This is a genomic window from Pseudomonas sp. 8Z (assembly GCF_902506535.1).
In the GTDB taxonomy this organism is placed as follows: domain Bacteria; phylum Pseudomonadota; class Gammaproteobacteria; order Pseudomonadales; family Pseudomonadaceae; genus Aquipseudomonas.
Map to the genome: position 1 here is coordinate 626,789 of NZ_LR733825.1, position 26,777 is coordinate 653,565.

A 26,777-nucleotide genomic window follows, 5' to 3' on the forward strand; every position below is an offset into this window, starting at 1 on the left:
GCAGTGTTCAGGCAATGTGTCGGGTGGTGGCGAGCGGCTCGTCGGCCAGTTCGCTCAACTGATCGAGCAGGTCGAGGGCGTCATCGAGCAGCGCGCTGGAGGTGTCCTGGCGCAGGCGCTGCGGCAGCGATTCGAGCTGTACTGTGGGCTCTGCTGGGGCTTCACGCTCAGCATTGGTCGGTGCTTGCGTGGCGCGAATCTCCACTGGAGTACGTTGTTCGCGGCCTTCGCCATCGCGGCTGATCAGCGTCAGACGCAATTGGCCATCGCGCTGCAAACGCTCGCGGTCGATACGCAGCTCGCCGGTACGGGCATCGAAGCTGGCCCAGCTCGGCAGCGGCAGGCCGTTGGCCAGGGTGACCCGTTGCGCTGTGCTGCCGTCGGCCGACTCCACAGGCAACTGCAGTTCGACGCTGTCGCTACCCGTGTTCTGGTTGAGGTCAACATCGCTGCGCAGGGTGCCACCGTCGAAATTGAAGCGGCTGGGCGATACCTGCTGGCCGCTGTCGGTGAGTACGCTGTCGGCATTAGCCAGTTGTTCGCTGAGCGTGCCACGGCCATCGGCAAGGCCGCTGCCGGTGCTGCTGCGTAGCAGATTCTGAGTGGTTGGCGCTGGCTGCGCCGGGGCTTCTTGTGCGGTAGCGCCGGTATTGGGCTCGAACAGCGGTGCGTCGAAAGCCGGGGCGCCGAAGGTCGTTGTCGAGGCCAGGCTGATCGCTTGTGGCGCGCTGTTGTTCAATACCGGCAGCACGCTATCGACGACAGGCTGCGCTACGTTAAGGGTCAAGGTGCGCGAAACCGCTGCGCCCTGTGGGTCGGTGGCGGTGATGGTGATGCTGTGGCTGCCCACCTGCGGTGCGATACCGGACAGAGTGCGGGTGCTCGGGTCGAAACTCAGCCAATCAGGGAGGTCTGTGGCACTCCAGGTCAGGGTGCTGTCGTTGGCGTCGGTGAACAGGTTTGCCGGCAGCGTGACGTTGTAGTCGGCGCCTGGCGTGGCGCCGCTCAGGCTATACGGGCTGCCGATGACCGGGGCGGAGTTGCTGACGCTTAGCGTCAGTTCCAGCTCAACGCTGGCGCCGCTCGGATCGCTCGCCGTGATCTGTACGCGGTATTCGCCCATGGCGCTGGTGTTGCCAGTAATGACGCGGGTAGCCGGGTTGAAGGTCAAACCTTCAGGCAAGCCGCTGACCGTCCAGCTTAAAGCGTCGCCTTCCGGGTCACTGAACAACTCGGCAGGCAATGTGAGGCTGTAGGGCTGACCTGCTTTGGCCTCGCTCAGGCGGTAGTCGACAAGGCCCACGATAGGCGCCTGGTTGGGCGCTTGTAGGGTGACCTCGACACTGCGGGTCTGGCTGTTTAGCTCGCCGTCGTTGAGTATCAGGTCGATCCTGTGCTCGCCTGCCGTGCCCGAGTCGCTGGAGTAGCTGATCAGGCGCAGCAGGGCGCTGGCATCGCTCTGGCTGATGGCGGCGGTGAAGCGCAGCACGGCGCTGTCGCCGGTTTGTACCAGGGTCGCCACTTCGCTGCCGTCACGCAGGATGCGCTGGCCATCGAGGCTGTAACTGGTGTTGTCGAGCAGGCCGAAGCGATCACCAGCCTGGCCGTTGATGGTCACACTGGCGCCCTGGTAGTTGTTCGCGATGTCCAACTCGGCGTCGTTCAGGGTCAAGGCCGGCACCAGCGCCACGGCGTCGCCACCGACCATGGTGGTGGGGTTGGGGATTGCCGGGGCATTGAGCACGTACAGGCTGTTGCCGCTGACAATCACCGCGCCGTCGGCGGCGAGCGAGATGTGGTTAGCGCCCGTCAGGCCGCTCTGCGAGGTGTCCATCTTTTCCAGGGCGATGGCCGAGTAATAGGCCAGCGAGCCATCGTGGCGGCTCACGAACAGGGCTTTGCCATCCTCCGACAGGGCGATGCTTTCCACGGCTGGCACGTCAGTAATGGTTCCGGCATGGGTAAATGCGCCGGTGCTGGTGTCAAGGGTAAAGGCGTCGATCCGCTGCGGGTTGTTTTCGCGGATGGTGACTAGCGGTTCAGACGTCCAGCCGCCGCCTTCGGTGCGGGTGGTCCAGCCGTTGGCGATGAAAATGGTGCGCCCATCGGCGCTCACCGCGAGGTGTTGGATGTTGCTTAGATCCACGGTATTACCATTGGCATCGGTGTCGCCCGAGCGAATGAAAGCCAGCGTTGTCAGGTCGCCATTGGCGGTGCGCTGATAGACGATCAGGCCACTTTGCGTGGCGACGAACACCTGCTCACCACGCACGACGATTTCTTCGGGGCGCCAGAGGTACGGTGGGCTACCCGATACACCTTCGATCACGGTCTGGCTGGTCAGCGCACCGTTGCTGCCATCGACGGAATAGATGGTGAGGGCTGGCGTGTTCTGGTCGATCACATACAGGTTCCGGCCATCATTCGAGAGTGCCAGTGCGGCGGGCATGAATGGTCCGGTGGTTGTCTCTTGCTGCTGCAAGCTACCGTTATCATCCAGTGCGAAGCGGGTAATCAGGCCGTTACTGCCCTCGGTGTGTAACACGTAAAGCGCACTGTCGTCGGGCGTTACGAGCATTTGCACCAGGCTCATCTGGCCGGGCAGGGTGGTGAGGTAGGTCAGCTCACCGCTAAGGGCATCGCGGCTGAAGTGGGCGATGTTGCCCTGAGCATCGGCCACATAGACGTGAGCACCATCGCTCGAAACAGCGCTGTACGTCGGCGCGCCAAGCCCGGCAATGTCGCTCAGACTTTGCAGGTTCTGCAGATCGCCGAGAGCCAGGATCGGGTTTTCGTTGATTACCGGGGCATCGTTGATCGCGGTGATATCGATAGTGAGCGATTGCGCGGCCGACGCCAGGCCGCGCTGGTCGGTCAGGGTGATGCTGACTGCGACGCTGGCGACAGGGGCGTCGCTGCTGTTGGCGTAGGTGATCTGGCGCAGCGTGTTCTGCACATCGGCGGTAGTTGGGCGAGTACCTGCGGCATCGCTGAAGGTGATGCTCAGCGTGCCGTTGGCCATGGTTACCTGGCCGATGGTCACGCCATCCTTCTGCAAATTGCTGCCATCGAGGGTCAGTCCGTTACCGGTCTGCAAACCTAGGCTGTCCGCCGCAGTGCTGCCCTCGCCAAGGGTGATGGTGAGTGTGGCGCCGTCGTAGTTGCCCGCATTGTCGTTGAAGGCGTCCAGGCCGCTGTCGGCCACGTTCGCGGCGGGTGCCAGTAGTACAGGTGCGCCTTGCTCGGTATACGGCACATTGCTTTGCAAACCATCCACGGTTGGGGCGGTATTGGGCGTCGTCGCCGCAACGAGGGTCACCACGGAAGACTCCGCCAACGTGGTGCCGCTGACAGCCTGGCCGCTAGGGTCGTATGGCAAGTCCTCCTCGATGGCCAGCGTCACCGTGCGTTGACCGCTGGTGTCGGAGCCGGTGTGGCCATAGGTGATGCTGTCGATCAGGGTGGCCACCTCGTTGACGGGCAACTGAGTGGTGTAGATCCAGACCGTGGTGGAGCCATCGGCATTGCGCGGCAGGATGTTGTATTGCTGCCCCGTTTCCGTGGTGCGGCTGCCGGGCTCGGCATCCAGCGCAATACGGCCGTTGCCGACGCCGAGCACGTCGCCGGGGCGAACATTGTCGATGGTGATGGCCACGTACCAGATGGCCTGACCGGCTTCCACCGTGTCGATACGGGTGTTCTCGAACAGCTTGACCCGCTCGCCCTCTGCGGTGAACGTCGGGCTGAGCACGGTGGTTTCGACGATGGCCGGGTCGTTGACTCCGATCAGATTGACGTCAACCAGTTGCTGATCGTTAAAGCCGTCGCCATCGTTCAGCGTGATCGAGAACGTAGCCTTGCTGCCCTGCGCTGTCGGGTCTTCGCTGGCATTGCTGTAGGCGATGCTGCGCAGCACTCGCTGGGCATCGGCACGGCTGACGTTGGCGGTAAAGGTGATGCTCAGCACGCCCCCGTCATTGCTCACCGAGGCGATGCTCACGCCGTCGAGCACGAGCGTGTCGGCGCTCAGCTCTACGCCCGAGCCTTCGAGGAAGCTAAATACGTCATCGCTATTTGCCGCATCTTCACGGCTGACGACGATACTCGCGCCATTGTAGTTGCCGCTGTCGTTTTCCAGGGCATCGAGCTGCGGGTCGGCCAGAGTGCCGCCTGGCAGCAGGGCGACGGCCTCAGCGCCTTCGGTGAAGGTGGCGGACGCCGGTTTGAGATCCAGCACCAGCAGGCCATCATTCCAGGTGAAGGTTCCGCTCAGGTAGAGCTGGCTGCCATCTTCACTCAAGGTGGCGCCGCGCAGCACATCGAAGCTGGCCTGTTGGGAGCCCCACTCATCGATTTCACCGGCGCCGCGAATCTGCGCGCGCTCGCTGAGCGAGCCGTCCAGCGCACGGCCAAACAGGACAATGCTGTTTTCGCTGACGACGATCAGCAGCGATCCTTCGTCATTGATCAGCAGTTGTTTGCCTGAGTCTTCTAGCACCAGCGCATCACCGACGATTTGCGGCGTGCCATCGGCACCCACGGCCAAGGTGTAGAGGTTATTGCCATCGATGACATAGAGCGATGTGCCGTCGGCGGAAAGCGCCAGGCGATCGGCAAAATGTTCCGATTGCCCGCCAGTGATGGATGTCGATGCACCCAACGAGCCGTCAGGGTTGATCGAGAAGGCGCTGAGCAAGGTGGTGCCACCGGTGGTGGCCGCGTACAGGTAGCGGTTGTCGCTGGAGAGTTGCAGATCGGTGAAGGCGCTGTCGCCGGGGGCAGTGACCGTTGCGCCGCTGCTCCAGCCATTTACGCTGCGGTTGAACAGGGTGATGCCGTCGAAGCTGCTGATGTAGGCCACATCACCATTGATCTGCACATCGTTGACAAACCCGAGATCGCTGGCGATCAGGCCAAGCGCGGTCAGTTCACCGCTGGCGGCGTCACGGCCAAACAGTGCGACACCGCTGTCGGTGATGGCATACAGCGTAGTGCCATCAGCCGAGATGCCCAGCGCGCTGGCACTGAGCAGACCGTTTTCCGTGTTCGATTCGATGCTGCTGAGCAGGCTCAACGTGCCGTCCTGGCCACGCTGGAAGATATACAGGGTGCTGACTGGCACATCGCTGAAGGTGTCTGGATCCGTCCCCACCCCTGTGCGTACGGCGTACACCAGGTCACCTGCTAGAACCACACCGTTGAGGCCGTCGTAGGGGCTTGGGTATTCGGCGGAGGTGATCAGTTCGGCGAGATCGGCGGCGCCGATCTCGGCAGCCAGGGTGGGGCTCTGGCCAACGGTCACGGTCACTTGGCTGCTGATCTCGGGGGTCGCTGTGTCCTGGCCTTCGTTGGCGCTGCCGCCATTGTCCTGAACGGCTGCCAGGGTGACGATGCGCTCGCCGGTCGTGCCTGTTGCGCGGTCAGTGTTGGCGTAGGTGAGGTTTTCGATCAGTGCGCTGGCGATCTCACCCGTAAAGCCCGATGTGCTGGACAGGGTGAGCGTGGCCGCAGTGCCATCACTCGCTGCCTCGACGCGCCAACTATAGCCATTGCTGGTGGTGCCGCTGCCTTCTACCAGCTCAATGCGCGTGCCGTCGATGCGCAATGTCTCGCTAGCGCCATCACTGAGCCCCGTAACGGTGAGGCTCAGGCTGTTGATCAGTTGCTCGTTTTCGACCGTGGAAATATCAACGCCGCTGAACAGGCGCGCGCCTGCGCCACCAGCATCCTGAACGGCATTGGCAATAGCAGTTGCCGTTACGTTCGGTGCATCGTTGATGGGGGTAACGGCAAGCTCCAGGGCGATGCTATCGGTGCCACTGAGGTACTGATCCTGCACCGATAGAAGCAATCGGATACTGGCGGCAGGATCCTGCGAGGCGTTGCTGTAAGTGAGCTGCTGCAGCACGGCATTGGCTGTGGCGGTGGAAACATCCGCCGTGAAACGGACAGTCAGTGTGCCGCCTTCACTGCTGAAGTCGGCTATCTTGCTGCCGTTGAGATGGATTGCGTTACCGTCAACCAGGGTTAGGTCGTTAGCCTCACTGAGGCCGAAACGGTCGTCTGTGTTGGCGGTGCCTTCGCGTTGCAGGGTGAGCGTGGCGCCGTTGTAGTTGCCGGTGCCGTTGGCCAGGTTGTCGTAGTCTGCGTCGGAGAGCGTCAGCCCGGCAGCGGGGGTGATAGTTTGGCCTTCGGTGTAGGAAGCGGTGATCGCATTTTCAACGTCGATGTGCCCCAGGCCTGCGAAGTTGTAGAACGAGCCCACGTACAAGGACGAGCCATCAGGGGATACGGCAATGCGCAAGGCTCGATAATCACCACTGTCGCCGTTGTAGCCCACGGTTTTCACGAAGCTGGGCTGGCCATCCTCTGCAATGTTGTAAACATGCAGCGCACCGGTACTGTTTCCGGCGAAGAGGGTTTTTCCATCTGCGGACAGTTGCAGCCCCCAGACCTGACTTGCAGACAGAGAGCTAGGCGTGCTGAGCGTCTTTTGCGCCTCGTCGTAGTGGAAGGTCAGGATGCTGCCGGGAGAACCTGTCGAGATATAGACATAGCCGTCAGCCGATACGGCAATGGTACGCACGAAGTTGCCGATATTGCCGGTGTGGCTGGCAACTCTGAGCAATTGCCCATCGCTATCACGCTCGTAAACGGCCAGGTAGTTGGTGCCGGTTACGAAAACGCGGCTCTCGGCATCGATGGCGATGGCATAGCCTGTGCCGTTGTATTCCTGATCAACAAAGGTCTGCGCCGAATCCAGTGCGCCATCTGTGCCGATAGAGTAGGCATACAGTGTGTTACCGGCGACGGCGTAGACATGGCCGTCGGCAGACGTGGCGATATATTTGACGGCTGTGCTGCCCAGCGTGACGCTTTGCCCGGTTGCGCTGAGCGTGCCGTCGGCATTCACGGCGAACGTGCTCAGCACATAGTTGCTGCTGCCCGCATTCTGACCGGTCAGGTAAAGGAATTTCCCGTCCGCCGAGTAGGCGGCCGATGCAGCGACCACTAGACCGTCTACCTCGATGCCATTGGCATCGTTGTTGTCGTTGCTAACCCCCTGAATGAAACGCTGTAGTTCGGTGAGTACGCCAGTGGCCGGGTCACGGCTGTAAACGGTGAGGGTGCTGTTGCCCGTAGGGTTCAGCGCATGTTGGGTCGAGTCATTACCCAGTACGATCACGGTGCGGCCGTCGTCGGATATCTCGATGCTGTAGACGGCTGAGCTATAGCCGTTAATGCGGCCATCGGCGGTGTAGATCAGTGCGCTGCCGTCGGCAGAGATGGACGGCACCGTGTTATCGGCCTCAGCCTGACTGATTACGCGCAATGTCACCGTTTGCTCGGCCGTAGCACCATGCTCGTCGGTGACGGTTATGGCGATGCTGTAGTCGCCAATGACCGTTGGCGTACCGCTCAAGGTACGTGTCGCTGCATCGAAACTCACCCCGGCTGGCAAGCCGCTCGCGCTCCAGGTCAGCGTGCTGTCGCTGTATTGGGCGTCTGCATCCTGGAACATGTCAGCAGGCAGTACCTGACTGTAGGCGTTCGTGCCAACCACCACCAAAGGCAGGCTGCCGGGAGCGTTCGTGCTTACTTCAGGAGACCGGTTCGCGATTTGCTCAACGACAAGGTCGACTTCGCGCGTGGCGCTCAGACCGGCGGTATCGGTCACAGTGACGCTCAGTCGAAACGTACCTGTTTCAGTGGTGGTGCCGGCAATGGTGCGTGTGGCCGGGTTGAAGGTCAGTCCCTGCGGAAGGCCGCTGAGTGTCCAGGTCAGTGCGTCGTTGTCACGATCCGTGAAGAGATTGCTGGGGAGGTCGAAGCGGTAGGCCGTTTCACTCGTCGCAGGCGCCAGGGCGGCAGACACCGCTGTATTGGCCTGCGGCGCTTCGTTGCTGCGCAGCAGTATCGACACACTGTTGCCGTCGAGCAGACCGTCATTGGCTTGTACCGAAAGTGTCACGATGCTGCTTGGCTGGGTGCCGCTAGCGCTGGTGTAGGTAATCTGCTGCAGGACCTGGTTGGCCACCGCTGTACTGGTATCAGCCGTGAAGCGCACGTTTAGCGCACCACTGGCATCAACCACGAAACTGGCGATAGGGGTGTTGCCTAGCGTGATTGAGTTTCCAGAGCGTGCAAGGTTATTGCCGCTGGCAAAGGCGAAGCTGCCTCCGCTTGCATCCGCGCTGATACTGAAGCCCCCACCGTTGTAATTGCCGACGCCAGCGGCCAGTGCATCGAAGTTGCTATCGCTGAGCGTGAGGCCGTTGGCGAAGGTGAGTGGTTGGCCAATATTCAGTGCCTGAACATTGCTGAGGCGGGTCACTTGGCTATTGCCGGAAACGAGCAGCGACATGCCGTCGCTGGCCACAGCGATGTCACTGATGGGCGAACCGCTGTCGCTACTGCCAAGCAATGCCAGGCCACCACCGCTGGCGAGGCTGTAGACATTGATCGCACCTTGCGCGGTGCTGGCGTACAACAGGCGCCCGTCTTCACTCAAGGCAATGCTGGTGACGCCGTTGAGGTTGAGGCTTTCCACCAGGGCCAGTTCGGTGCCGCTGACCGAGTAGGTAGCGAGGGTTCCATCTCCCGGATGGGCGACATAGAGGTACTGACCGTCCTGAGAGACCGTCATGCTGTACGCGACAGCGCCGAAACCCGCGGCGCTGGTGTTGAGGCTGGACAGTTTGCTCAGGGTGCCATCGCTGTTGCGCTCATAGCTGATCAGCACATGGTTAGTGCCGGAATAGATCACATAGACATTGTTACCCGACACGGCAATCGAGCCATTGCGGCTGTTGCTGTTGCCTTCCCCGACTGTGCGCGCCAGGAAAGTCAGCGCACCGGTGCTGGCGTCGCGGCTGAAGATTGCAACGTCGTTGCTGGCTGTGCCGATGTAGAGGTAGGCACCGTCGTCCGACAGGGCCATGCCGCCGGTTATACCGCCATTGCCGCTATCGACCGTTGCCGTGTGGCTGAGTTGGCCGTTGTCGACGCTAAGCACGTAGATGGCGTCGGGGTTATAGCTTTGTTGCTCGGCACCTAGCGTATCGATCAGATAGATCGAGCGACCATCTGGGCTAATGACCATTTCGGTGGCGGTGTTCATGCCCTCGATGAGCAGCGTGTCGAGCTGCGTAAGACGCCCCGCAGCATCTACCGAAAACGCGGTAACAGCACCGTTGCCTGCCACGTAGGCATAGTCGCCATCGGCGGAGTAAACCACTTCGGCGCCGCTACTGATGCCCAGGTCTTCGGGGCGGAAGCTTTCTCGCGAGTCGAGTGAACCATCGCTGACAATCTGCGGCGCCACATTGATTCGGTTGTCCACGCTGACGGTTGCGCTGATATTCAAATCAACGGTGTCGCCTTCATCGCTCAGGCTGTCGAGGGTGAAACGCACCGGGCCGCTTTCGACGGCCGTGCTCTGCACCTGATACTGCAGGCCGTCGATCAGTGCTTCGACACTTTCTGCTGTTGGAGCAAATTCGGTCGTGTCAAAGCTCAGATTGACCGTTGTGACGTCACCACTGACGTTGATGCTGTAGCTGTAACCGGTAGCAGCGGTCATGCCGGATGCACCATTGACCAGCGCGACCGACTGGCCGTCGATGTTCAACGCCTGATTGGCGCCATTGCCTTCGATGCGGATGACCAGAGCGCTCAGTTCTTCAGCGTCGTTGGCCAGCGTGACGTCGACATCCGCGAACAGATCGATTGGCGGAAAGCTGTCAGTGCTGTCGGTGATGGTGATAACGCTGTTCTGCGGTGTCGCCTTGACCCCAGGAGCATCGGCGCTCGCCGGTGTATCGACTTGCGCCGCCACTTCCGCCGCGGTGGTAACCGCCGCAGCATCGAGCAGGATGCGCGGCTCCAGGGCCAGGGCGCGGAAATAGCGTGACGATGGCTTGCGTGGGGTCATGGCAGTCTTCCGGGACATAAGAGTAGAAATAAATAGCGGTCGTGGCAGGGCGGGTTATTCGACCAGGCGAACGTAGGAACCCTGCTGCCGGATATCTTCGAGGATCTGATCTAGGCGCTCTTCGAGGCGGCCCTCGGCGGCAACGAAGTCGAAACCTTGCAGGTAGGTGATGTCGCCTGCCTTCTCGGCGCAGCGGGCCAAGCCAGGCCCTGCAATGTTCCTGAAAATCGAGGCACCGTTGACTGTGCCTTCAGCGCCTAAGTCGTCATTGGCAATTTCGTCCTCGCCGACGGCAATCATGAAAAAGCGCAGGTCGCGTTCTCGGAAACTCTCGCAGAGGTCGGCGAAACGTCGCGTAATGGTTTGCTCGCCGCCAATCTCTCTGATGTTTTGCCCAACCGGGCTGTTGTACAAATCGGTGTCGAACCAGCGCTGATCTGTCGTGTTGACCAACATGACGATGGCTTTGTAGCTGTCGCCGCCATCGTCCTTGAAGTCCTTGGGCAGGTCATCCGGCAGGTTCCAGCCACTGTTGCCACGGAATGCCGGGGCAAGCGCCATGGCGCTCCAGCCCATGGCGATGGCGTAGTTGGTGTTGAAACGCGTGGACATTTGATCAAGGCGCTCCTCGATCTTGTCCAAGTCATTGGTCAGGGGCAGCAGGGGGGCCGATGGGCAGCCACGGTCGGCGACCATCCAGCGCGTGTCGTTGACGCCTGTGGCTTGCCCATCGAGGGGCACCGGGCCAATCCAGCTAATCGGGTCGGCACCGGGGCTGCCGTTCTCGCGCAGGTCGTGACGGTAGTAAATGCGGAACTGGCCGCCAGGAGCCCGATCCCAGAAGTAGTTCTCGCCCCGGTTCAAGCCACGGTACATGCACAGCAGATTGGCGCGGCGATCCGGTATGCGGCGATCATCCAGGCCTCTGTAGCCACTGCGGAATAACGTCGTCAGCTCGACAGGGCGTAATGCCGCTGCCATGGCCCAGCTACTCAAGCGTTGTGCATGCGCTGCACTAGGGCCTTGAGGTGCGCGGGATTCGGGGTTGGTGTAATCGGGTGATACGTTGACCGACTGGCTATAAGGCACCAGGGCCAGCCAGGCATCGTCACGATCTTGCACGAGGTTTTCGGCGAAGCGCTTGCCCAGGCGGCGCAGTACAGCCAGGTTGGCGGCGTTCTCCGAGCCGCTGTTGGGCAGCGTCAGCGCCACTTCCAGCGCGCTGGGCTGCACCTCGACGGTGGAGTGGACGCTGATGTCGCGCGGCTCGCCGCCGAGAAATTCCGGGCTGGCCTGGAAGGTGACTTCGACCCGATAACGGGTGCGGCCCTGGTCATCCTCTTGCTGGCTGAGTAGCAGGCTGTCTGGATTGATCTGTTCGGCTAGCGTGCTGTCGAGGCCCAGGTTGTTGGCGATATAGCCATAGGCCAGTTTCTTGAGCGCTTGCTCACTTTTTTCGCCGCTGGTTACACGCTCCTGGCCGATGGCCAGAGCGGCTGCATCTGTAGCCCGCTTGAGCTGCGCGGCGCTGTTGGTCATGCGGCTGGTATCGATGGCGTAAGCCGTAGCCAGCAGAGCGCCGCCCATCGCCAGTGCCATGAAGGGTGCGACACTGCCACGTTGCTGCCTGGCTCCAGGCCGGGTTACGGCGTGCCGGAGGGGGAGGTGTAGCCATGCGCGCATCGGGTATCTTGCCTTTTTCTTTGACGCCCGACCGATAGCAGTGGGCTAGGAGCGGCAAAGATAAGAATTATTCCCAAGCGCAAGCAATGCTCGTTTCATTAAGAATGCTTAAGGGAGAAGCCTGGTAATCAATCAACAGGCGGCGTGTGATCGGTGCGCGGCGCGTAGATACGCCAATCAAGGCCGTTCGCGAATGGTTTGTAGGAGGCGCTTGAGCGGCGAATCATTGCTCATGGCTGTCGCGGCTAAAGCGCTTCCAACGGGAGCAGGGCTCAGGCTACCGAGCGCTCCGTCGGCAAGGACTCAGGCCTCGACCAGATCCAGCAGGCGCCGCAGAACATGCCGCCGCCTGCCGTGAGCAAGAGCCACAGCGGTGGTTCGTGCCACAGCAGCAGGGCTAAGCAGGCCAGCATGCTGAGGCTGGCGTAGAGCTTGTGGCGGCGAGCGATCACACCGCCCTGGGCCCAGTTGTTGAGCATCGGGCCAAACAGCCGGTGCTCGTGCAGCCAGCGATTGAGGCGCGGTGAACTCTTGCTTGAAGCCCAAGCCGCCAGCAGCACGAATTCGGTGGTGGGCAGCCCCGGCAGGATGGCGCCAAGAATGGCGCAGCCTAGGCTCAAGTAAGCCAGTGCCAGGTAGCAAAGTCGTTTGGCGCGGCTGGTGGCGGGTGTGAGCATGAGTCGTTGCAACCGATGAAAACGGATTGATCCGTGACGAAACCACTCGAACGAGCAAGCCTAATGACTTATCGGCGGGTGACGTGAACGTGAGTCAGTAGAAAGCCTAGCTGGGTTCAGGACAAGTTAAGAGGCCTTCATTCTTTCGTGACTTTAGCTGTCGTCCTCGTCCTGCAGCCCAGCTTCCAGCGTTAAGGCTTCGTCCAGTTCGATGTCGCGGTAGCTCATGCGGACGAAGGATATGGTCTGAATATCCTTGCTCGCCAACAGGGCGCCACTGAGCGCCAGATTATCGCTGTTACGGCAAAGCTGCACGACCATGATCGAGGTGCTCGATGGCGCCTGTTCTTCATCATCGGCGTTGTTTTCCGGCAGTGGCTCAGGCAACTCACCGGTGTAACGGTCACCGCTGAAGAGCTGCGGGCAGAGCCCTTCGGTGTTGCCTCGGTACAGCGGTTTCCAGGGCATGCTGCGGTCGAGCATCACGCGGCTGATGACCATTTGGTAGTCGCCCAGTACGCCCGGCGCCGCACTTTGCTCGGTAAGCGCCTGCAAACCATCCTTGTCCAGGCGGCTCTGCGCCGCCAGGGTGCTGGCCACCGTGTAGGCGGACTGTTCCATATAGGCGCGCGCTAGGTTGATGTTGTAGAGATCGGCAATCAGCAGTGCGCCACCGATCAGCAGCGGCAGGGTCAGCGCGCTCTCGACCAGGGCGTTGCCGCGTTGTTTGCGTTGCAGATCAAGCATCGTCTTGCTCCTCGTCATCGCTCTCGCTGGTGAGGTTGCCGAGCAACTGGCGGTACTGGTACTGGAAGGCATCGCCAAGGCCAAACAAGGCCGGCAAGGGCGTCATGAAGGTCTGGGTCAGATCCACGGTGACGCTAAGTACCGGCGGCGAGCGGTCGTCGCTATCGTTTTCTTCATCGGCTTCGGCACCGCCCAGACGGCGCAGGTTGTCGAAAGCCAGCACGTCGACCTCGAAGTTGTTTTCGGTGAGAAAACCGTAGGACGAGTCGATCAGCCGCTGCTCGATGGCCGCCTGCAGCACCTCTGGCGTTTGTTCGTAGAAGTCACGCTCCTGGCGAAAGTCCTGCAGGGCGCGCTCCAGCGCGAGGTTGCCGACGCCGATCATCAGGCTGATGCGCGCCAGCTCGAACAGCATCATCACGCCGAACAGCAACACCGGCAGAATCAATGCGGTTTCCACCGCTGTTACGCCGGCTTGCTCGCGCAGCAAGCGGCGCCAGGTGAACGGGGCCATGGCTCAGTTTTGCTCGCTCAGGGCTAGCGGCTGCTGGCTCGCCGCTAGCAGTTCGCTGGCCAGTGGCGCACCGGCATTGACCCGTGCGCGGGCAGTGCGAAATTGCCCGATGATACGCTCGGCGTATTCGGCTTCCAGGCTTTCCAGTAGCACGGCTTGAGCGGTGTCGTCGTGACCGGCGAAGACATAGGCCAGCGCCAGGTTCAGTTGCAGGGAAATGTCACCCTGGCCGCGCGCCTGGTTGAGCAGGCCGATGGCCTTGGCGTTGTCGCCGCTGGCCAACCAGGCCAGCGCCAGGTTGTTCAGCGCTGGGGCGTAGCCGGGGTTGATTGCCAGGGCTTTCTCGAACTGCTGGCGAGCATCGGCATCGCGACTTTGCAGGTTGTAGGCCACGCCCAGGCCGTTGAGCGCCTGCAGATTGTCTGGCTCGGCATCGATGGCGCACTGGAAATCACGCTCAGCGAGGCCAGCCTGACCGAGGGCCAGGCGCGCGCGGCCCAGGCCTGCGCACAGCGCCACGCGCTGTGCATCCGGCAGGGCCTGGATGTTACCGCCGAGTGCGTCACGGGCACGCTGGTACAGTGGCAACACTTCCTGAGCTGGGCGCACGGCTGCGGCGACACTGGCGTATTCCAGCATGTAGCTGTTCTTTAGCTGGCCGCGCTCGTCCATGCGCGCATAGACCTCGTAGGCCGCTTGAAAGCGCTGGTTGTCGCGTAGGGTGTGAGCTAGGCGCAAGGCTTCAGCGGCTTCCTGATCCAGTTTCGGTTGGGTCAGCGGCGCAAGGCTGGCGCAGCCGCTTAACGTCAGGGTCAGCAGCAGGGGCAGTAGGGCGGTGCGGTAGGCAGGCATGAAGAGGTCTCGCATCATTGGCTGAGCAGGCGGATGACGCGCACCATCGCCGGTGCGCCCATCATCGCCACGATAGGCGGCAGGATCAGGGTCATCAGGGGCACGCTCAGTTGGGCAGGCAGCTTACCGGCGCGCTCTTCGAGGTTGAGGATCAGCGTCTTGCGGCTTTCCTCGGAAATGGTACGCAGCGCCTGCGACAGGGGTGTGCCGTAGCGTTCGGCCTGGATCAGGGTGGCGACCATGCTTTCGATGCCGCTGACGCCGGTACGCTCGGCCAGGTTGAGCAGGGCGCGCGGGCGGTCGCTGAGAATCTGCAGCTCGGCATAGGTGTAGCGCAGCTCGTCGGCCAGTTCTGGTGCCGACAGGGCCAGTTCCTTGGACACCACTTGCAGCACGCGGCCCAGCGGCAGGCCCGCCTCGGCGCAAATTACCATCAGGTCAAGACCGTCCGGCAGGCTGCGTGACAGGCGCTCGCCGCGTTTGGCGCTGCGTGCTTTCAACCACAGCTCAGGCGCGGTCGTACCGGCGAACAGCGCCATCAGCCCACCGGCCAAGCCATTCATGCCCAGGCGCGAGCCGGGTTCGAGCACGCCGAACAGCACCACCAAGGCCAGCAACAGACCGAGCGCATACTTGCCGACCATCAAAAGGCCAAGCGCTTGCTGGCTGCGAAAACCGGCCATGCTCAGCAGACGGCGCAGTTTCTGCCGGTCGTTATCGGTGCCCGCTAGGCCTTCACCGACGCGCGCTGTCGGTAGCAGCAGGGCTTGCAGACGCGGCGGTAGTTGCAGGCCCTGGCCGCGCAGGATGTCGTCCTGGCGAAGCGGCGTGCTGGCTTGCGGGGTATCCGGGCGCAGGCGCTGACGCAGCGGGGCGAGCTTGCTGCGCTGGTGCAGGCCGATCAGCAGCAGACCGCTGCCGGCCAGCAGGATGGCCAGTGCGCTGGCCGCCAATGGGTTGTCGAGCAGGGCGCTCATGTCACCCTCCTTACCATCAGGTGGGTGAGGGTCAGGCCCAGGGCGACGCTGCCGAAGGCGTAAAACAGCACCATGTTGCCGGTTGGGTCACCGAGCAGGAAGTGAAAATCGCGCGGCGAGTTGAGGTACATGTAGCCGAGGGCAAAGGGCACCAGCGAGGCGACGATCTTCGCCGAGGCGCGTGCCTCGGAGGTCTTGGCCTGGATCTTCAGGTGCAGTTCGTGACGGTCGCGCAGGGTAGCCGACAGGCGATCCAGCGTTTCGCCCAGGCGGCCACCGGCTTCCTGGTTAATGATCAGAATGACCGCGAAGAAACGGTACTCGTTGAGCGGGATACGCTTGGCCGAATCCTGCATGGCCTGGCGCAGCGGCACGCCCAGGCGCAACCAGTTGTCGATCAGGGCAAACTCCACCGACAGCGGCCCGGCCAGGTTCGGCGCCACCAGGGCAAAGGCGTTGCTTACCGGCACCCCTGCGCGGGCGGTGCGGGTGATGGCGTCGATGGCTTCGGGCAGGCTCTGCTTGAGCTCGGCCAGGTGTTTGGCCAAGCCCTTGTTGTAGCCCACGCTCGCCAGCACAGCGAAGAACACCAGCGTCATCAGCAAGCTGGCCAACACCGGCAGCGGCGTTTCACGCCCCAGCAGCACGCCGCCGATCAGGCTGGCCAGCGCGGTCAGAGCCACGCGCATGGTCAGGCTCTGGCGCCAGCCGAGTACGCTGATGCCCAGCCAGATGCGAGCGATATGCGGGCCTAGCACGGGTAAATCGGCAAAGGGCGCTTGCTGCATCTCGCGCAGGATGCCGTCGACCGACATCTGCGGGCTGTGTTTGATCGCCTCGCCGACGAGCTCACCCTTGAGTTTTGCCAAGCGCTGCAGCACGGCTTTGTTTGGCACGTTGCGGCGGCGCAGGCTGCGTACTGCCAGCACCGCGAGCACCACGCCCGCGAATACCAGCAGGGTCAGCAGATCGAGTACGGCGTCCATCAGATCTGCCCTTCGAACAAGTGGGCATGCTCGTTGTAGAAGTGCGGGCGCTGACCACTGGACACGTACTGGCCGACCAGGCGCCCCTGAGCATCGACGCTGTGGGTCTTGAAGGCGAACAGCTCCTGGGTCTGGATGACGTCATTCTCCATGCCACAGACCTCGGTGATCGAGACGATACGGCGGCCACCATCGCGCTGACGTTCGACCTGCACGATAAGGTTCACGGCGCTGGCGATTTGTCGGCGGATCGCCTCCAACGGCAATTGCATGCTGGCCATCATCACCATGTTTTCCAGACGCATGATGGCGTCGCGTGGGGTGTTGGCGTGCACCGTACAGAGTGAACCGTCGTGGCCAGTGTTCATCGCCTGAAGCATGTCGAAGCACTCGCCACCGCGTACCTCGCCGAGGATGATGCGATCGGGGCGCATACGCAGGGCGTTGCGCACCAGGTCGCGCTGGTCGACCTTGCCGGTGCCCTCGGCGCTGACCGGGCGGGTTTCCAGGCGCACCACGTGAATCTGTTGCAGTTGCAGTTCGGCCGCGTCTTCGATGGTGATGACCCGGTCGTCGTTGCTGATGTTCTGCGACAGGGCGTTGAGCAGGGTGGTTTTACCCGCACCCGTACCGCCAGAAACGATGATGTTGAGACGCGCGATCATGGCGCGGCGCAGCACCTCGACCATCTCGCCCGACAGCGCGCCGCGTTCGGCGAGAATTTCCAGCGACATGTTGCGGCGCATGAACTTACGGATCGAGATGCTGGTGCCGTCGATGGCCAGCGGGTAAGTGATGACGTTGACCCGGCTGCCGTCGGCCAGGCGCGCGTCGACCATCGGGTGGCTTTCGTCGATACGGCGGCCCACGGCGGCGGCAATACGCTGCGCGGTGTTGAGTACGTGTTCTTCGTCAACGAAGGTGATCGGCGACAGCTCCAGCTTGCCGTAGCGCTCGACGAACACTTGCCCGGCACCATTGACCAGGATGTCGTTGACCGAGTCGTCGTGCAGCAACGGCTGAATCGGGCCAATGCCGATCATCTCGTTGAGCATTTCCTCGGCAATGGCTTCCTCTTCCTGCCGTGACAGTTGCAGGCGGTTGTCATCGCAGATGCGCCGGATCAGCGATTCGATCTGCACGCGCAGCTTGTCGCGCCCCATGGCGGCGGCCTTGAGTGGGTCGATCTGGTCGTACAGATAGCCACGGATCAGCTTGCGGTTCTGTGTGCTGGCGTTGTCTACCGGCTTGGCTGAGGCGCCACGCTGCACGCTGGTGGCACGCACCTCCTGCTGCGCGGGCTGCGGCTCGCTTTGCGCCTGTTGGCGCAGTTCGCGATTCTTTTGCGGATGACGGATAAGCATGCGCGAAGTCCTCTCAGGCCGCTTGGCGGTTGAGCACGCGCTTGAGGCGCGAGAGCAGGTTGCTGGTAGCGACCGTGGTGCGTTTGGGGGTGTGTCCGGTGGCCAGGTCAGCCAGATCCTGCAGGGCCAGTTGCAGCGCCGGCGCGCCATTGAGGTTCAGCGAGCCAGTGAGCAGGCTGCCCGCCAGGGCCGATCCTGCGTGCGGCAATTGCAGATCGATACGGCGTTCGATGAAGTCTTCGAACTGGCTGCGCTCGACCACACCTGCTTGGTTGCCACGGGCAGCGTTGGCCACCACCAACAGGTGCTGACCGTCGCTTTCATCACCGATCTCGCGAAGCAAACGGTGCAGATTGCGCGCATCCTGCACGGTCAGGTCGGTGAGTAGAATCCGCGTCTGTGCGTGGGCCAGCACGTCGAGGGTGCCGTGCGGGCGACCGGCCGGCAGATCCCAGATCACCTGATTGAACATATGGCAGAGGTTGGCGCCAAGAAACAGCAGGTGCTCGGCGCTGAAGTTCTGCTCAGGACGCAGTGTCGGCGCTTGAGCCAGCAGGTGCAGGCGCTCGTTGATCTGACCCATGGCGCGTTGCAGCAAGCGGCTGTCGATCTCGCCGCTGCTCAGCGCGCCAGCCAGGCCCGCATCGCCTTCGTAGCCCAGCAGCAGGCTCTGGTCACCGTTATGGCGGTCGAAATCGACCACGGCGCTGGCCATATGCCGATCCAGCGAGAGAATCTGCGCCAGGCCGGCCACCACAGTGCTCACACCGCAGCCACCAGAGGCGCCGCTGACGGCGATGGTGCGGCCACTGCGCGCGCCATGGCTGGTGGCTTGGCCCGCGCGGGCACGGCCCAGGGTCGCCGCCAGCAGATCCAGCGTCACGGGTTTGGCCAGGTAATCGAACACGCCGCTGTGCAGTAGGTTGCGGTACAGGTCAACGTCCTGCTTGCTGCCGATGGCGACGATGTGACAGGCCGGATCGCAGACCGCGCCCAACTCGGCCAGCGACTGCAGCGGCATGGCATCGCCATCGATGTCGACGAGCAGCACCTGTGGCGGCGGGTTGTTGCGGCTCCAGGCAATGGCGGCAGCGATGCCGCCGGCGCACGCCAGGCTGGCATCCTGGCCGAGACGCTGCAGTTGCTCGCCGAAGCGCCCGGCTTCCTCGCTGGTGGCGGCGAATAGCATCAGGTTGGACGAGTCGTTGTTGAGCGTTTGCGTAGTGTCGTTCATGTCACGAGTCTCTTTGCTTCGGGGCTATATCCGCGTGTTCGGTCAGGGTGTGCAACGGCTGACGCGGATATGGCTGTTCAGTCCTGGAAGTCGATGTCGAGCAGTTCGCGGACGTCGTCGTCGTGGTAGCGGCCCACGGCGTTCACCGCGCCGATGCCATCGCCACCATCGAGCGCTTGCGGACGCACCAGGTCGCGCGGGTCGGACACCATGGCAGCGATATTGGCGCGGTTGGCGCAACCCAACGTACCAATGGCCTGATAGGGCTTGACCGTCCAGGCGTCGGGGTTGGCGATGCTGCAGTCCGGCACCTTGACCACCAATGCCTCGGAGACCACCTGCAGATCCCATTCGCCGGCTTGCGGAGCTTCAAGCCGCGACGGCATGACGATCACCTGCTCGCTAACCGCACCCTGGGCGCGCAGCACATCAGCCAGGCGCTGTGCCAGGCGCTCGCCAGACGGCGTGTACGGCTGCAGGGTGAGGGTTTGTTGGCGCAGCCGACCTTGAGCGCGCAACAGCGTGTTGAGGTTGGCCAGCGACTCGGCGGTGAAGCTGCCGCTGCCATTGGCCTTGAGCGAGGCGACCAGCGCTGAGGGCGCAACTTTGACGGGTTCAATCTCGCTGAACGGCGCGAAGCGCTGCTCACGTAGCTGATTCACGTGGCGGTCGCATCCGCTCAGCAGCAGGGCGAGTGCCAGTAGGGAGAGCAGGGGACGGACGGGCATGGCGGGGTCCTCAGTACAGGTAGCCGGCGGTGGCCTGGGGCGGAATCATGGTGTCCAGTGCGCGGATACCGCGCCCTGGCGATTGCAGCGTGCCAGCGGCCGTTGGCTCGACCACGTAGGCGGTGGCGATGATCACCAGTTCACTGTCGCTCTGCTCGCTGGTCTCGGTCTCGAACAGGCGGCCAAGCAGCGGCAGGCTCTTGAGGCCCGGCACGCCGATGACCTGCTGGTTGATGCTGCTGCGCAGCATGCCGGCCAAGGCGAAGCTCTGCCCGCTGGCCAGCTCCACCGTGGTATCGGCGCGGCGCACCTTGAACGCCGGGATGGTGAAGCCGTCCAGGGTCACGGCGCCTTCGTCGGACAGGTCGCTGACTTCCGGGGCCACGTGCAGGCTGATGCGGTTGGGCGACAGCAGGGTCGGGGTCATCCGCATGATCACGCCGTACTGCTTGAAGTCGATGTTCACGCTGTTGTTGACGAAGGTGACGATGGGCACCTCGCCACCGGCAGCGAAACCGGCGGTTTCACCGGACATGGCGGTCAAATTCGGCTCGGCCAGGATGGTCGCCAAGCCATCATCGGACAGCGCGGTCAGCAGGCCGCCCACGGTGACTGAACCATTGCGGTGGAAACCGCCAGCCACGGCATTGGTTACCGTGCCACCGCTGAAGGCGCCTGTGCCTGCGTCGAACAGCGAGGCACCGTTGCGCATGAAGTAGTTGCCATCCTTGAGGGCGACATCCCAGTTCATACCCAGCGAAGAGGTCAGGCTGCGCGACACCTCGACGATTCGCACGCTGATATTGACCTGGGCAGACAGTTCCACCTTGAGCTGGTTGATCACTCGCGGTGCACCTTGGCCGCCGCCTTGCGGTTGCGGACGAGCGCCGCCACCGCCGCCCTGGCTGGAACTGGCGCCGAGGTTGGCTTCGACACTATCCATAACCTGCTTGGCTTGCTGCGGCGTACGCACGCTGCCGCGCACGATCAGGCTGCTGCCGGACGGTATGAACTCCACCTTGGCACCGGGGATTTCATTGGCAATCTGCTCGCTCAGGCGGGTGAGGGCGGCGCTATCAGGTTTGGCCTCCAGGCGCACGGCGGCAACGACTTCGTCATTGGCGTCCAGCGCGTAGAGGGTGGTGCTGCCGGGAATCTTGGCGAATACGAAAACGCTGCCCGGTGAAGCAACCTGGAAGCTGGCGACTTCCGGGTTGGCCACCATGACGTTGGTGGCTTCGCGCGGCAGTTGCAGCAGACGGCCCTGGTTGAGCAGAAGTTTGACGGTTTCGGTTTCCTCGACGGTCCTCAGCCCCCGGCGCAGTTGACGCACCGTTGGTGCCGCCGGCTCGGTTACTTGGCCGTTTTGCTCGTAGTATTCGCGGGCAAACGCCAGGTCGAGGTCAGGGTTGTAAGCGTTGGGTTCCTCAGTCTTGCTATCGGCGGTATCCGAGGTCTCAGCATGAGCCAGCCCTGGGCTAGTGAGCAGGCAGGCCAGCGGCAAGGCCAAGTGTTTGAGCGCGAACTTCATCTATCAAATTCTCTGTTGGCAGAAGGGGCTGAGCGTTAGGCGCTTCAAGGGGTACCGAACTGCACCGTGTTACTGGCGTCGCCGTGAAAGGTCTTGACGGGCGCGCGCTGGCCCGAGGGGGCGGCGACGCGGTACACGCTGGTGGTCTGCGCCAGGGTGGTGACACGACCGCTACCGACCTTGACTTGGCCATCACCGACTTCCTGGCTGCTGCGCAAAATCAGATTCAAGGTGCCGACTTGGCTGGCCAGGGCCAGTCGCTCGGCGTAGACGGGCGGTACTTCCAGTGTCACGGTCTGGGCCGAACGGCTGGGGTAGGCATCCGCGTTTTTCTTGCCGTTGGCAGGCTCGCTGGGACGCTGTTGCAGAGGGCTGCGGGTTTGGTTGTCGAGCGACAGTACGCGCACGTTTTGCAGCAGTGTCTGCGCGGCCAGGCGAGGCGCATTGCCAGCCTCGGCGCTACCTTGTTCATCACGCTCAAGGTTGAGCATCACATCCACCCGATCACCGGAAGTGAGCATGCTGTGCTGACTGGCCGTCTGGTTGGTTGGCACGGTAATGGCGCGCATGCCGGGCGTGATTACGGTGGCGATGAAGCCGGGCTCATTAGGACGTACCACGATGCCATTGGTCAGCGGCGTTCCAGCGGTTATCGCATGGCGCACGCTGGCCCCGGTCAACTGGCTCGCGGCTTCACTGCCTCGTGTGTAATACAGGCGCTCATCGACTTGGCTATCGCTTGCTTTCCACTCCACGGCACCGGCATCGATGAATTCCCCCGGACGCAGATCACGGCTGGCAACCAGCACCGCCGGATAAGTTGGCTTGGGCTTTTCGATAACGGGTTTCTCGACCACTGGCGGTGGTGGTGGCGGTGGAGTCAGCAGCACGCGAGCCAATAAGGCTGCACTGCCGGCAACCAGCAGCGTGCCGGCCACAAGAAGGACGGAAGGGGTTTTCATGGCGTGAACCGTGTCTAGGAATGAATGGGGACGAACAGTGTGTAGAGCGCACCAATGGCGATGGCCACGCCGTAGGGAATGCCTTGTGGAGGCTGTTCACTGAGCGCCACGGGAGGCGCAATCTTCAGCCGCGGGTAGGCGAGCGCCAGGCGTTGCCAGCGTAAGGCCAGCGCCTGTTCGATCAGGTTGAGCAAAGGCAGCCCCAGCGCGAGCAGACCACCCGCCAGGGCGGTGACGATGAGAAAGGCCATCTGATCCGTTTGACTCATCCATAAGCTCACTACCGCCACCAGTTTGATGTCGCCAGCACCGACCCGCCCAAGGCAGAACAGGCCGAAGCCAATGACCAGCACCAGCACAGCGCCCAGTAGGCCGTAGGCAACCTGATCGAACAGCTCGGCGCTGCTCATCACGCCCCAGGGCCCGAAGCCAAGTACGGCGCTAATCGGCAGAACCAGCCAAAGCGCCAACAGCAGCAGGATCAGCAGGTTATGGATGCGCCGGTAGAGCAGGTCGGAGCCGACCACGAACAGCAGCGCCGGCAGCAGGACGATGATGATGAACAGATTGTCCATGCCGCTCTCCAGCACTCGGCCCGCTTACTTGGTAGCGCCTGGGTTGTTGGTGTTGGTGATCTGGTCGGCGATCGAGGAGAAGCGCTCCTTGAGGGCGGTGACGAACACGCCGTCGGAGCCGAAAATGATGCCGATGGCAGCGGCCATGGCTGCGGCCAGAATGCCGTATTCGATGGCGGTGACGCCGCTTTCGTCGGCGAGGAATTGCTTGATGCGATTGGACATGACAGCTCCGTCAGCTAAGGGCGAATGCGTGTTTCTAGGAGGCGCTATTAAGAGTTGTTCTCAAATGCGAGGCAAGTGCGCTTTCATTAAGAATGCTTAAGGAAAAACCCTCAAAGCCCTGTTGGTACTGGTTTGAGTTCCAGAGTCGCGATTAACCCTGGCTGGTTGTCGGCCAGTAGCAGGCGACCGCCGTGCAGGTCGCAAATGGCGCGGGTGAGGGTCAACCCCAAGCCGTTACCGGGCACGTTGCCGCTGGTATCGAGGCGACTGAAACGCTCCACGGCCTTGGCATTGAGTTCATGCGGGATACCTGGGCCGCGGTCAGCCACGCTCAATGCCTGGCGCCCGACAAGATCGCTGGCTGTTAGCACGATAGGAGTGCCAATCGGCGCATACTTCAGCGCGTTGTCGAGCAAATTGGCCAGCGCCTGGAACAGCAGTGCGCGATCACCATAGAGGCTTAGTTCTGCTGGGCAGTCGATTTGCAGCGGGCAATCACGCTCCTCGGCCAGAGGCTGGTAATACTCGCGCACATCTTCCAGCAGCTCACTTGCGCTGATGCTTGCAAATTGGTGGGCGCAGCGCCCGGTTTCCACCTCACCGACCCGCATCACCGCGCGGAACAGGCTTTGAATGCGCTCGCTGTCTTGCACTGCGCGTAGCAACTCCTCGCGCGACTCGCCTTCAAGGCGCTCGCTGACACTGAGCAAGCGACTTTGCAGACGTGTCAGCGGGGTGCGCAATTCGTGGGCGATATGACTGGTGACCGTCCTCACTTCCTCCATCAACCGGTCGATCCGCTGCAGGCTCTGGTTGATCTCGCCACCTAGCTGATCGAACTCATCGCCGTCACGGGCGCTGGGCGCGCGAGCGCTGTGATCGCCGCTGGCGTAGCGGGAGAGGGCGTCACGTATGTGGTTGATGCGCGCGAGGTTGCGGCGGCTGAACGGCAAACTGATCAGCAAAATCAGCAGCAGCACCAGCAGCAGGCCGGCCCCAGCCATCAATGGGATGATGCGCGTGCGTTCCAGCATTGGGCGCAGATCATAGGCACTGAAATAGCGACCGCCATCGGCCAGCGGTACGAGCAGACCGAGAATGTCCAGTTCGCTGCCGTCGCTACTGTTGAGGGTGGCATGGCGCCAATTGCTGGTGCAGACGTCCTGGCAGGCCAGGCCGGGCAGTAACTGTGCATTGCCGTATAGGGCCTGGCCCTGGTGATCGACGACGATTGCGTGGCGCTCCTTGCGGTTCTCGAACGGCTCGCGGTACTGCAAGGCTTTCACCACGTCCTCGGTTCGCAACAGGCGCCCGTGCATTTGCTGTGAGCGCACATCGTTGAGAATCATGTCGCGCACGTGGCTGCGCATGATCATTTCCAGCAGATGGTTGCTGAAAATGATCGATGCCAAGGCGATAAGCAGGCTGATGAAGGCAATGGTGCACGCTTGCTGGAAATTGCTGGTGCTAAAGAGCTGCCTGAGGCTGAACACGTTAACCAAGCACGTAACCTATCGCGCGTATGGTGCGGATCAGTTGCCGGGCAAAACCTTTGTCGATCTTGTTGCGCAGTTTGGACAGGTGAACATCGATCAGGTTGGTCTGCGGATCGAAGTGGTAGCCCCAAACTTTCTCCAGCAGCATGCCGCGCGTTACGGTCTGCCCCTGATGCTCGGCCAGCACTTGCAGTAGCTTGAATTCCTTGTCGGTCAGATCGATGCGCCGTCCGGCACGCACAACCTCGCGCCGACTCAAATCAATGCTCAGATCTTCGATCTGCTGCCGCTCGTCATAGGAGGTCTGCTGGCGTCGTTTTGCCAGGATTTCCAGGCGTAGCAGCAGTTCGGTGAAGTCAAAAGGCTTGCCCAGATAATCGTCAGCACCGGCGCGCAGCCCCTCGACTCGATCAGAAACCTGATCGTTGGCCGAAAGAACCAGAATCGGTGGGCGCGGCTGACCATTGAGGTGGGTGAGCACCTCGATGCCGTCCATGCGCGGCAGCATACGGTCGAGGATGACCACGTCGAAGGCCTCGTCGCGAATCATGCGCAAGGCGCCTTCCCCATTGTCGATCAGGCGGCAGTTGTGGCCGCAAGCATGGAGCTTGCTGCCCAGCCAGTGACTGACGGAAAGGTCGTCTTCTACGACCAGTACACGCATAGTAGAGCCTCTAATGGAGGTGTAGCCGACGATTCTTGCGAATTGCCGTGGGAGGATGGAGTTAAGAATTATTAATTATAATGAGAACGATTATCAATAGTTAATGTCAAATTGCCGCGCCTTTATGCCTATGACTCCGCGCGGGGCCCCGCAAATAAACAGGTTCAAGCCCTGGCGCAGGCGTCACAAGGTCGTCATCGAACTGCCATATCACTGCCACCGGTTTTCGTTGCAATCGCAGCAAAAGCGGAGGAACTGCCATGCGAATCTGTGTGATCGGTGCGGGGTATGTTGGCTTGGTGAGTGCGGTGTGTTTCGCCGAGATGGGCAATCGTGTGGTGTGCGTGGAGCGCGATCCATTTCGCGTGGCACGCCTGAGCCGAGGCGAGGTACCCATCTATGAACCTGGTCTGGATGTCAGTCTCAAGGCACAAATAGCTAATGATCAGCTCAGCTTCAGCAGCGATCTGGCCGTTGGTATCAACCAGGCGCAGATCATCTTCATCGCCGTAGGCACGCCCAGTGGCGAGGATGGCTCGGCAGACCTGAGCCATGTACTGGCGGTGGCCGATGAGCTGGGCGAGCGGCTCGATCACGACTGTCTGGTGGTGAATAAGTCCACCGTGCCGGTGGGCACTGGCGAGCAGGTTGCACGGCGCATCAATACGGCGCTGGCACGCCGCCAACAGCGTGCGCGCGTGGTGCTGGCGAGTAACCCGGAGTTTCTCAAAGAAGGCTCTGCCGTCGAGGACTTCATGCGCCCGGACCGGGTGATCGTTGGCTGCGACGAAGAATACGGTCAGCAACTACTGAAGCGTCTGTACGCGCCTTTTCTGCGCAATCACGACCGCCTGCTGTGCATGGGGCTGCGCGCGGCGGAATTCAGCAAATATGCCGCTAATGCCTTCCTGGCCACGAAGATTTCCTTCATCAACGAGATGGCAGGCATCTGTGCGCGTCTGGGTGTCGACATTGAAGATGTGCGCCGGGGCATCGGCAGTGACAAGCGCATCGGTACTCACTTTATCTACGCCGGTTGCGGCTATGGCGGCTCCTGTTTTCCCAAGGATGTGCGCGCACTGATCCGCACGGCTGAACACGAAGGCATTGAACCGGGCATTCTACGTGCGGTCGAAGCCCGTAATGCGTTACAGAAGACGCTGTTGTTCCAGGCGATCCGTGAGCATTTCAACGGTCACTTACAGGGCCGTGTCGTCGCCCTTTGGGGGCTGGCCTTCAAGCCTGGCACCGATGATCTGCGTGAAGCGCCAAGTCTGGTGTTGCTCGATGCACTGCTCAATGCTGGAGCACGGGTGCAGGCCTGTGATCCAGCGGCCATCGACGGTGTCGCCAAGCGCTATGCGCGTGCCGTAGAAGCCGGGCAGTTGTCGTTGAGTGATTCGCCTTACACGGCCTGCCAGGGCGCCGATGCAGTTGTGCTGGTAACCGAATGGAAGCAGTACCGCCAGCCCGACTTTGCACGGATTCGTGGAGCCATGCGTATGCCTGTGCTGTTCGACGGGCGCAACATCTACGACGCCAGCCAATTGGCGGAGCAGGGTTTTCTGTATCGTGGCATCGGTCGGCCAGTAGTCGGTAGTTGTAAGGCTAGCGCGGCTTGATAGACT

The 26,777-nt window shown here is 62.0% G+C and carries 18 protein-coding genes; 1 reads left to right on the forward strand and 17 read right to left on the reverse strand.

Annotated elements, in window-relative coordinates:
* Nucleotides 1-7: 7 nt before the first annotated feature.
* The 17 genes from AERO9A_RS07070 to AERO9A_RS07150 form a co-directional block, all read right to left on the reverse strand.
* Nucleotides 8-9,934 carry a putative Ig domain-containing protein gene (locus tag AERO9A_RS07070; protein WP_159971202.1) on the reverse strand — a complete coding sequence of 3,309 codons (9,927 nt, stop codon included), beginning with the start codon at nucleotides 9,932-9,934 and terminating at the stop codon, nucleotides 8-10.
* Nucleotides 9,935-9,988: 54 nt separating this feature from the next.
* A complete protein-coding gene (locus AERO9A_RS07075; protein ID WP_159971203.1) occupies nucleotides 9,989-11,617 on the reverse strand; it encodes a TadE/TadG family type IV pilus assembly protein in 1,629 nt (542 codons plus the stop codon).
* A 272-nt stretch (nucleotides 11,618-11,889) separates the two neighbouring features.
* Nucleotides 11,890-12,294, reverse strand: a complete 405-nt coding sequence (locus AERO9A_RS07080; RefSeq protein WP_159971204.1) for a YbaN family protein — start codon at nucleotides 12,292-12,294, stop codon at nucleotides 11,890-11,892.
* 153 nt (nucleotides 12,295-12,447) lie between these two features.
* Entirely contained in the window at nucleotides 12,448-13,041 is a 594-nt protein-coding gene (locus AERO9A_RS07085) for a TadE/TadG family type IV pilus assembly protein (protein WP_159971205.1), read from the reverse strand.
* A complete protein-coding gene (locus AERO9A_RS07090) occupies nucleotides 13,034-13,555 on the reverse strand; it encodes a TadE/TadG family type IV pilus assembly protein (RefSeq protein WP_159971206.1) in 522 nt (173 codons plus the stop codon). Before AERO9A_RS07090 ends, AERO9A_RS07085 begins: the two co-directional genes overlap by 8 nt.
* A gap of 3 nt (nucleotides 13,556-13,558) precedes the next feature.
* Entirely contained in the window at nucleotides 13,559-14,407 is an 849-nt protein-coding gene (locus AERO9A_RS07095; protein WP_159971207.1) for a tetratricopeptide repeat protein, read from the reverse strand.
* A gap of 14 nt (nucleotides 14,408-14,421) precedes the next feature.
* A complete protein-coding gene (locus AERO9A_RS07100; protein ID WP_159971208.1) occupies nucleotides 14,422-15,384 on the reverse strand; it encodes a type II secretion system F family protein in 963 nt (320 codons plus the stop codon).
* Nucleotides 15,381-16,370, reverse strand: a complete 990-nt coding sequence (locus tag AERO9A_RS07105; protein ID WP_218580133.1) for a type II secretion system F family protein — start codon at nucleotides 16,368-16,370, stop codon at nucleotides 15,381-15,383. The genes AERO9A_RS07100 and AERO9A_RS07105 overlap by 4 nt, the downstream gene beginning before the upstream one ends.
* On the reverse strand, nucleotides 16,370-17,734 hold the full coding sequence (locus AERO9A_RS07110; protein WP_159971209.1) for a CpaF family protein: 1,365 nt from the start codon (nucleotides 17,732-17,734) through the stop codon (nucleotides 16,370-16,372). The genes AERO9A_RS07105 and AERO9A_RS07110 overlap by 1 nt, the downstream gene beginning before the upstream one ends.
* 13 nt (nucleotides 17,735-17,747) lie before the next feature.
* Nucleotides 17,748-18,968, reverse strand: coding sequence for a histidine kinase (locus AERO9A_RS07115; protein WP_159971210.1), 1,221 nt, complete (start codon nucleotides 18,966-18,968; stop codon nucleotides 17,748-17,750).
* Between the two features lie 77 nt (nucleotides 18,969-19,045).
* The gene (locus AERO9A_RS07120; protein ID WP_159971211.1) at nucleotides 19,046-19,696 is read right to left on the reverse strand and encodes a CpaD family pilus assembly lipoprotein; all 651 of its coding nucleotides are present in this window, start codon (nucleotides 19,694-19,696) and stop codon (nucleotides 19,046-19,048) included.
* 10 nt (nucleotides 19,697-19,706) lie between these two features.
* Nucleotides 19,707-21,227, reverse strand: a complete 1,521-nt coding sequence (locus AERO9A_RS07125; protein ID WP_159971212.1) for a type II and III secretion system protein family protein — start codon at nucleotides 21,225-21,227, stop codon at nucleotides 19,707-19,709.
* Between the two features lie 44 nt (nucleotides 21,228-21,271).
* The gene (gene cpaB / locus AERO9A_RS07130; protein ID WP_159971213.1) at nucleotides 21,272-22,189 is read right to left on the reverse strand and encodes a Flp pilus assembly protein CpaB; all 918 of its coding nucleotides are present in this window, start codon (nucleotides 22,187-22,189) and stop codon (nucleotides 21,272-21,274) included.
* Nucleotides 22,190-22,203: 14 nt separating this feature from the next.
* Complete coding sequence (locus AERO9A_RS07135) at nucleotides 22,204-22,764, reverse strand: prepilin peptidase (protein WP_159971214.1); 561 nt, start codon at nucleotides 22,762-22,764, stop codon at nucleotides 22,204-22,206.
* Between the two features lie 24 nt (nucleotides 22,765-22,788).
* Nucleotides 22,789-22,989: a Flp family type IVb pilin gene (locus AERO9A_RS07140; RefSeq protein ID WP_159971215.1), complete on the reverse strand. Its 201-nt coding sequence runs from the start codon at nucleotides 22,987-22,989 to the stop codon at nucleotides 22,789-22,791.
* Between the two features lie 110 nt (nucleotides 22,990-23,099).
* Nucleotides 23,100-24,482, reverse strand: a complete 1,383-nt coding sequence (locus AERO9A_RS07145) for a HAMP domain-containing sensor histidine kinase (protein ID WP_159971216.1) — start codon at nucleotides 24,480-24,482, stop codon at nucleotides 23,100-23,102.
* A 1-nt stretch (nucleotide 24,483) separates the two neighbouring features.
* On the reverse strand, nucleotides 24,484-25,149 hold the full coding sequence (locus AERO9A_RS07150) for a response regulator transcription factor (RefSeq protein WP_159971217.1): 666 nt from the start codon (nucleotides 25,147-25,149) through the stop codon (nucleotides 24,484-24,486).
* A 260-nt stretch (nucleotides 25,150-25,409) separates the two neighbouring features.
* Here AERO9A_RS07150 and AERO9A_RS07155 point away from each other — a divergent pair, with 260 nt between their 5' ends.
* Nucleotides 25,410-26,771, forward strand: coding sequence for a UDP-glucose/GDP-mannose dehydrogenase family protein (locus AERO9A_RS07155; RefSeq protein WP_159971218.1), 1,362 nt, complete (start codon nucleotides 25,410-25,412; stop codon nucleotides 26,769-26,771).
* The last annotated feature ends 6 nt before the right edge of the window (nucleotides 26,772-26,777 follow it).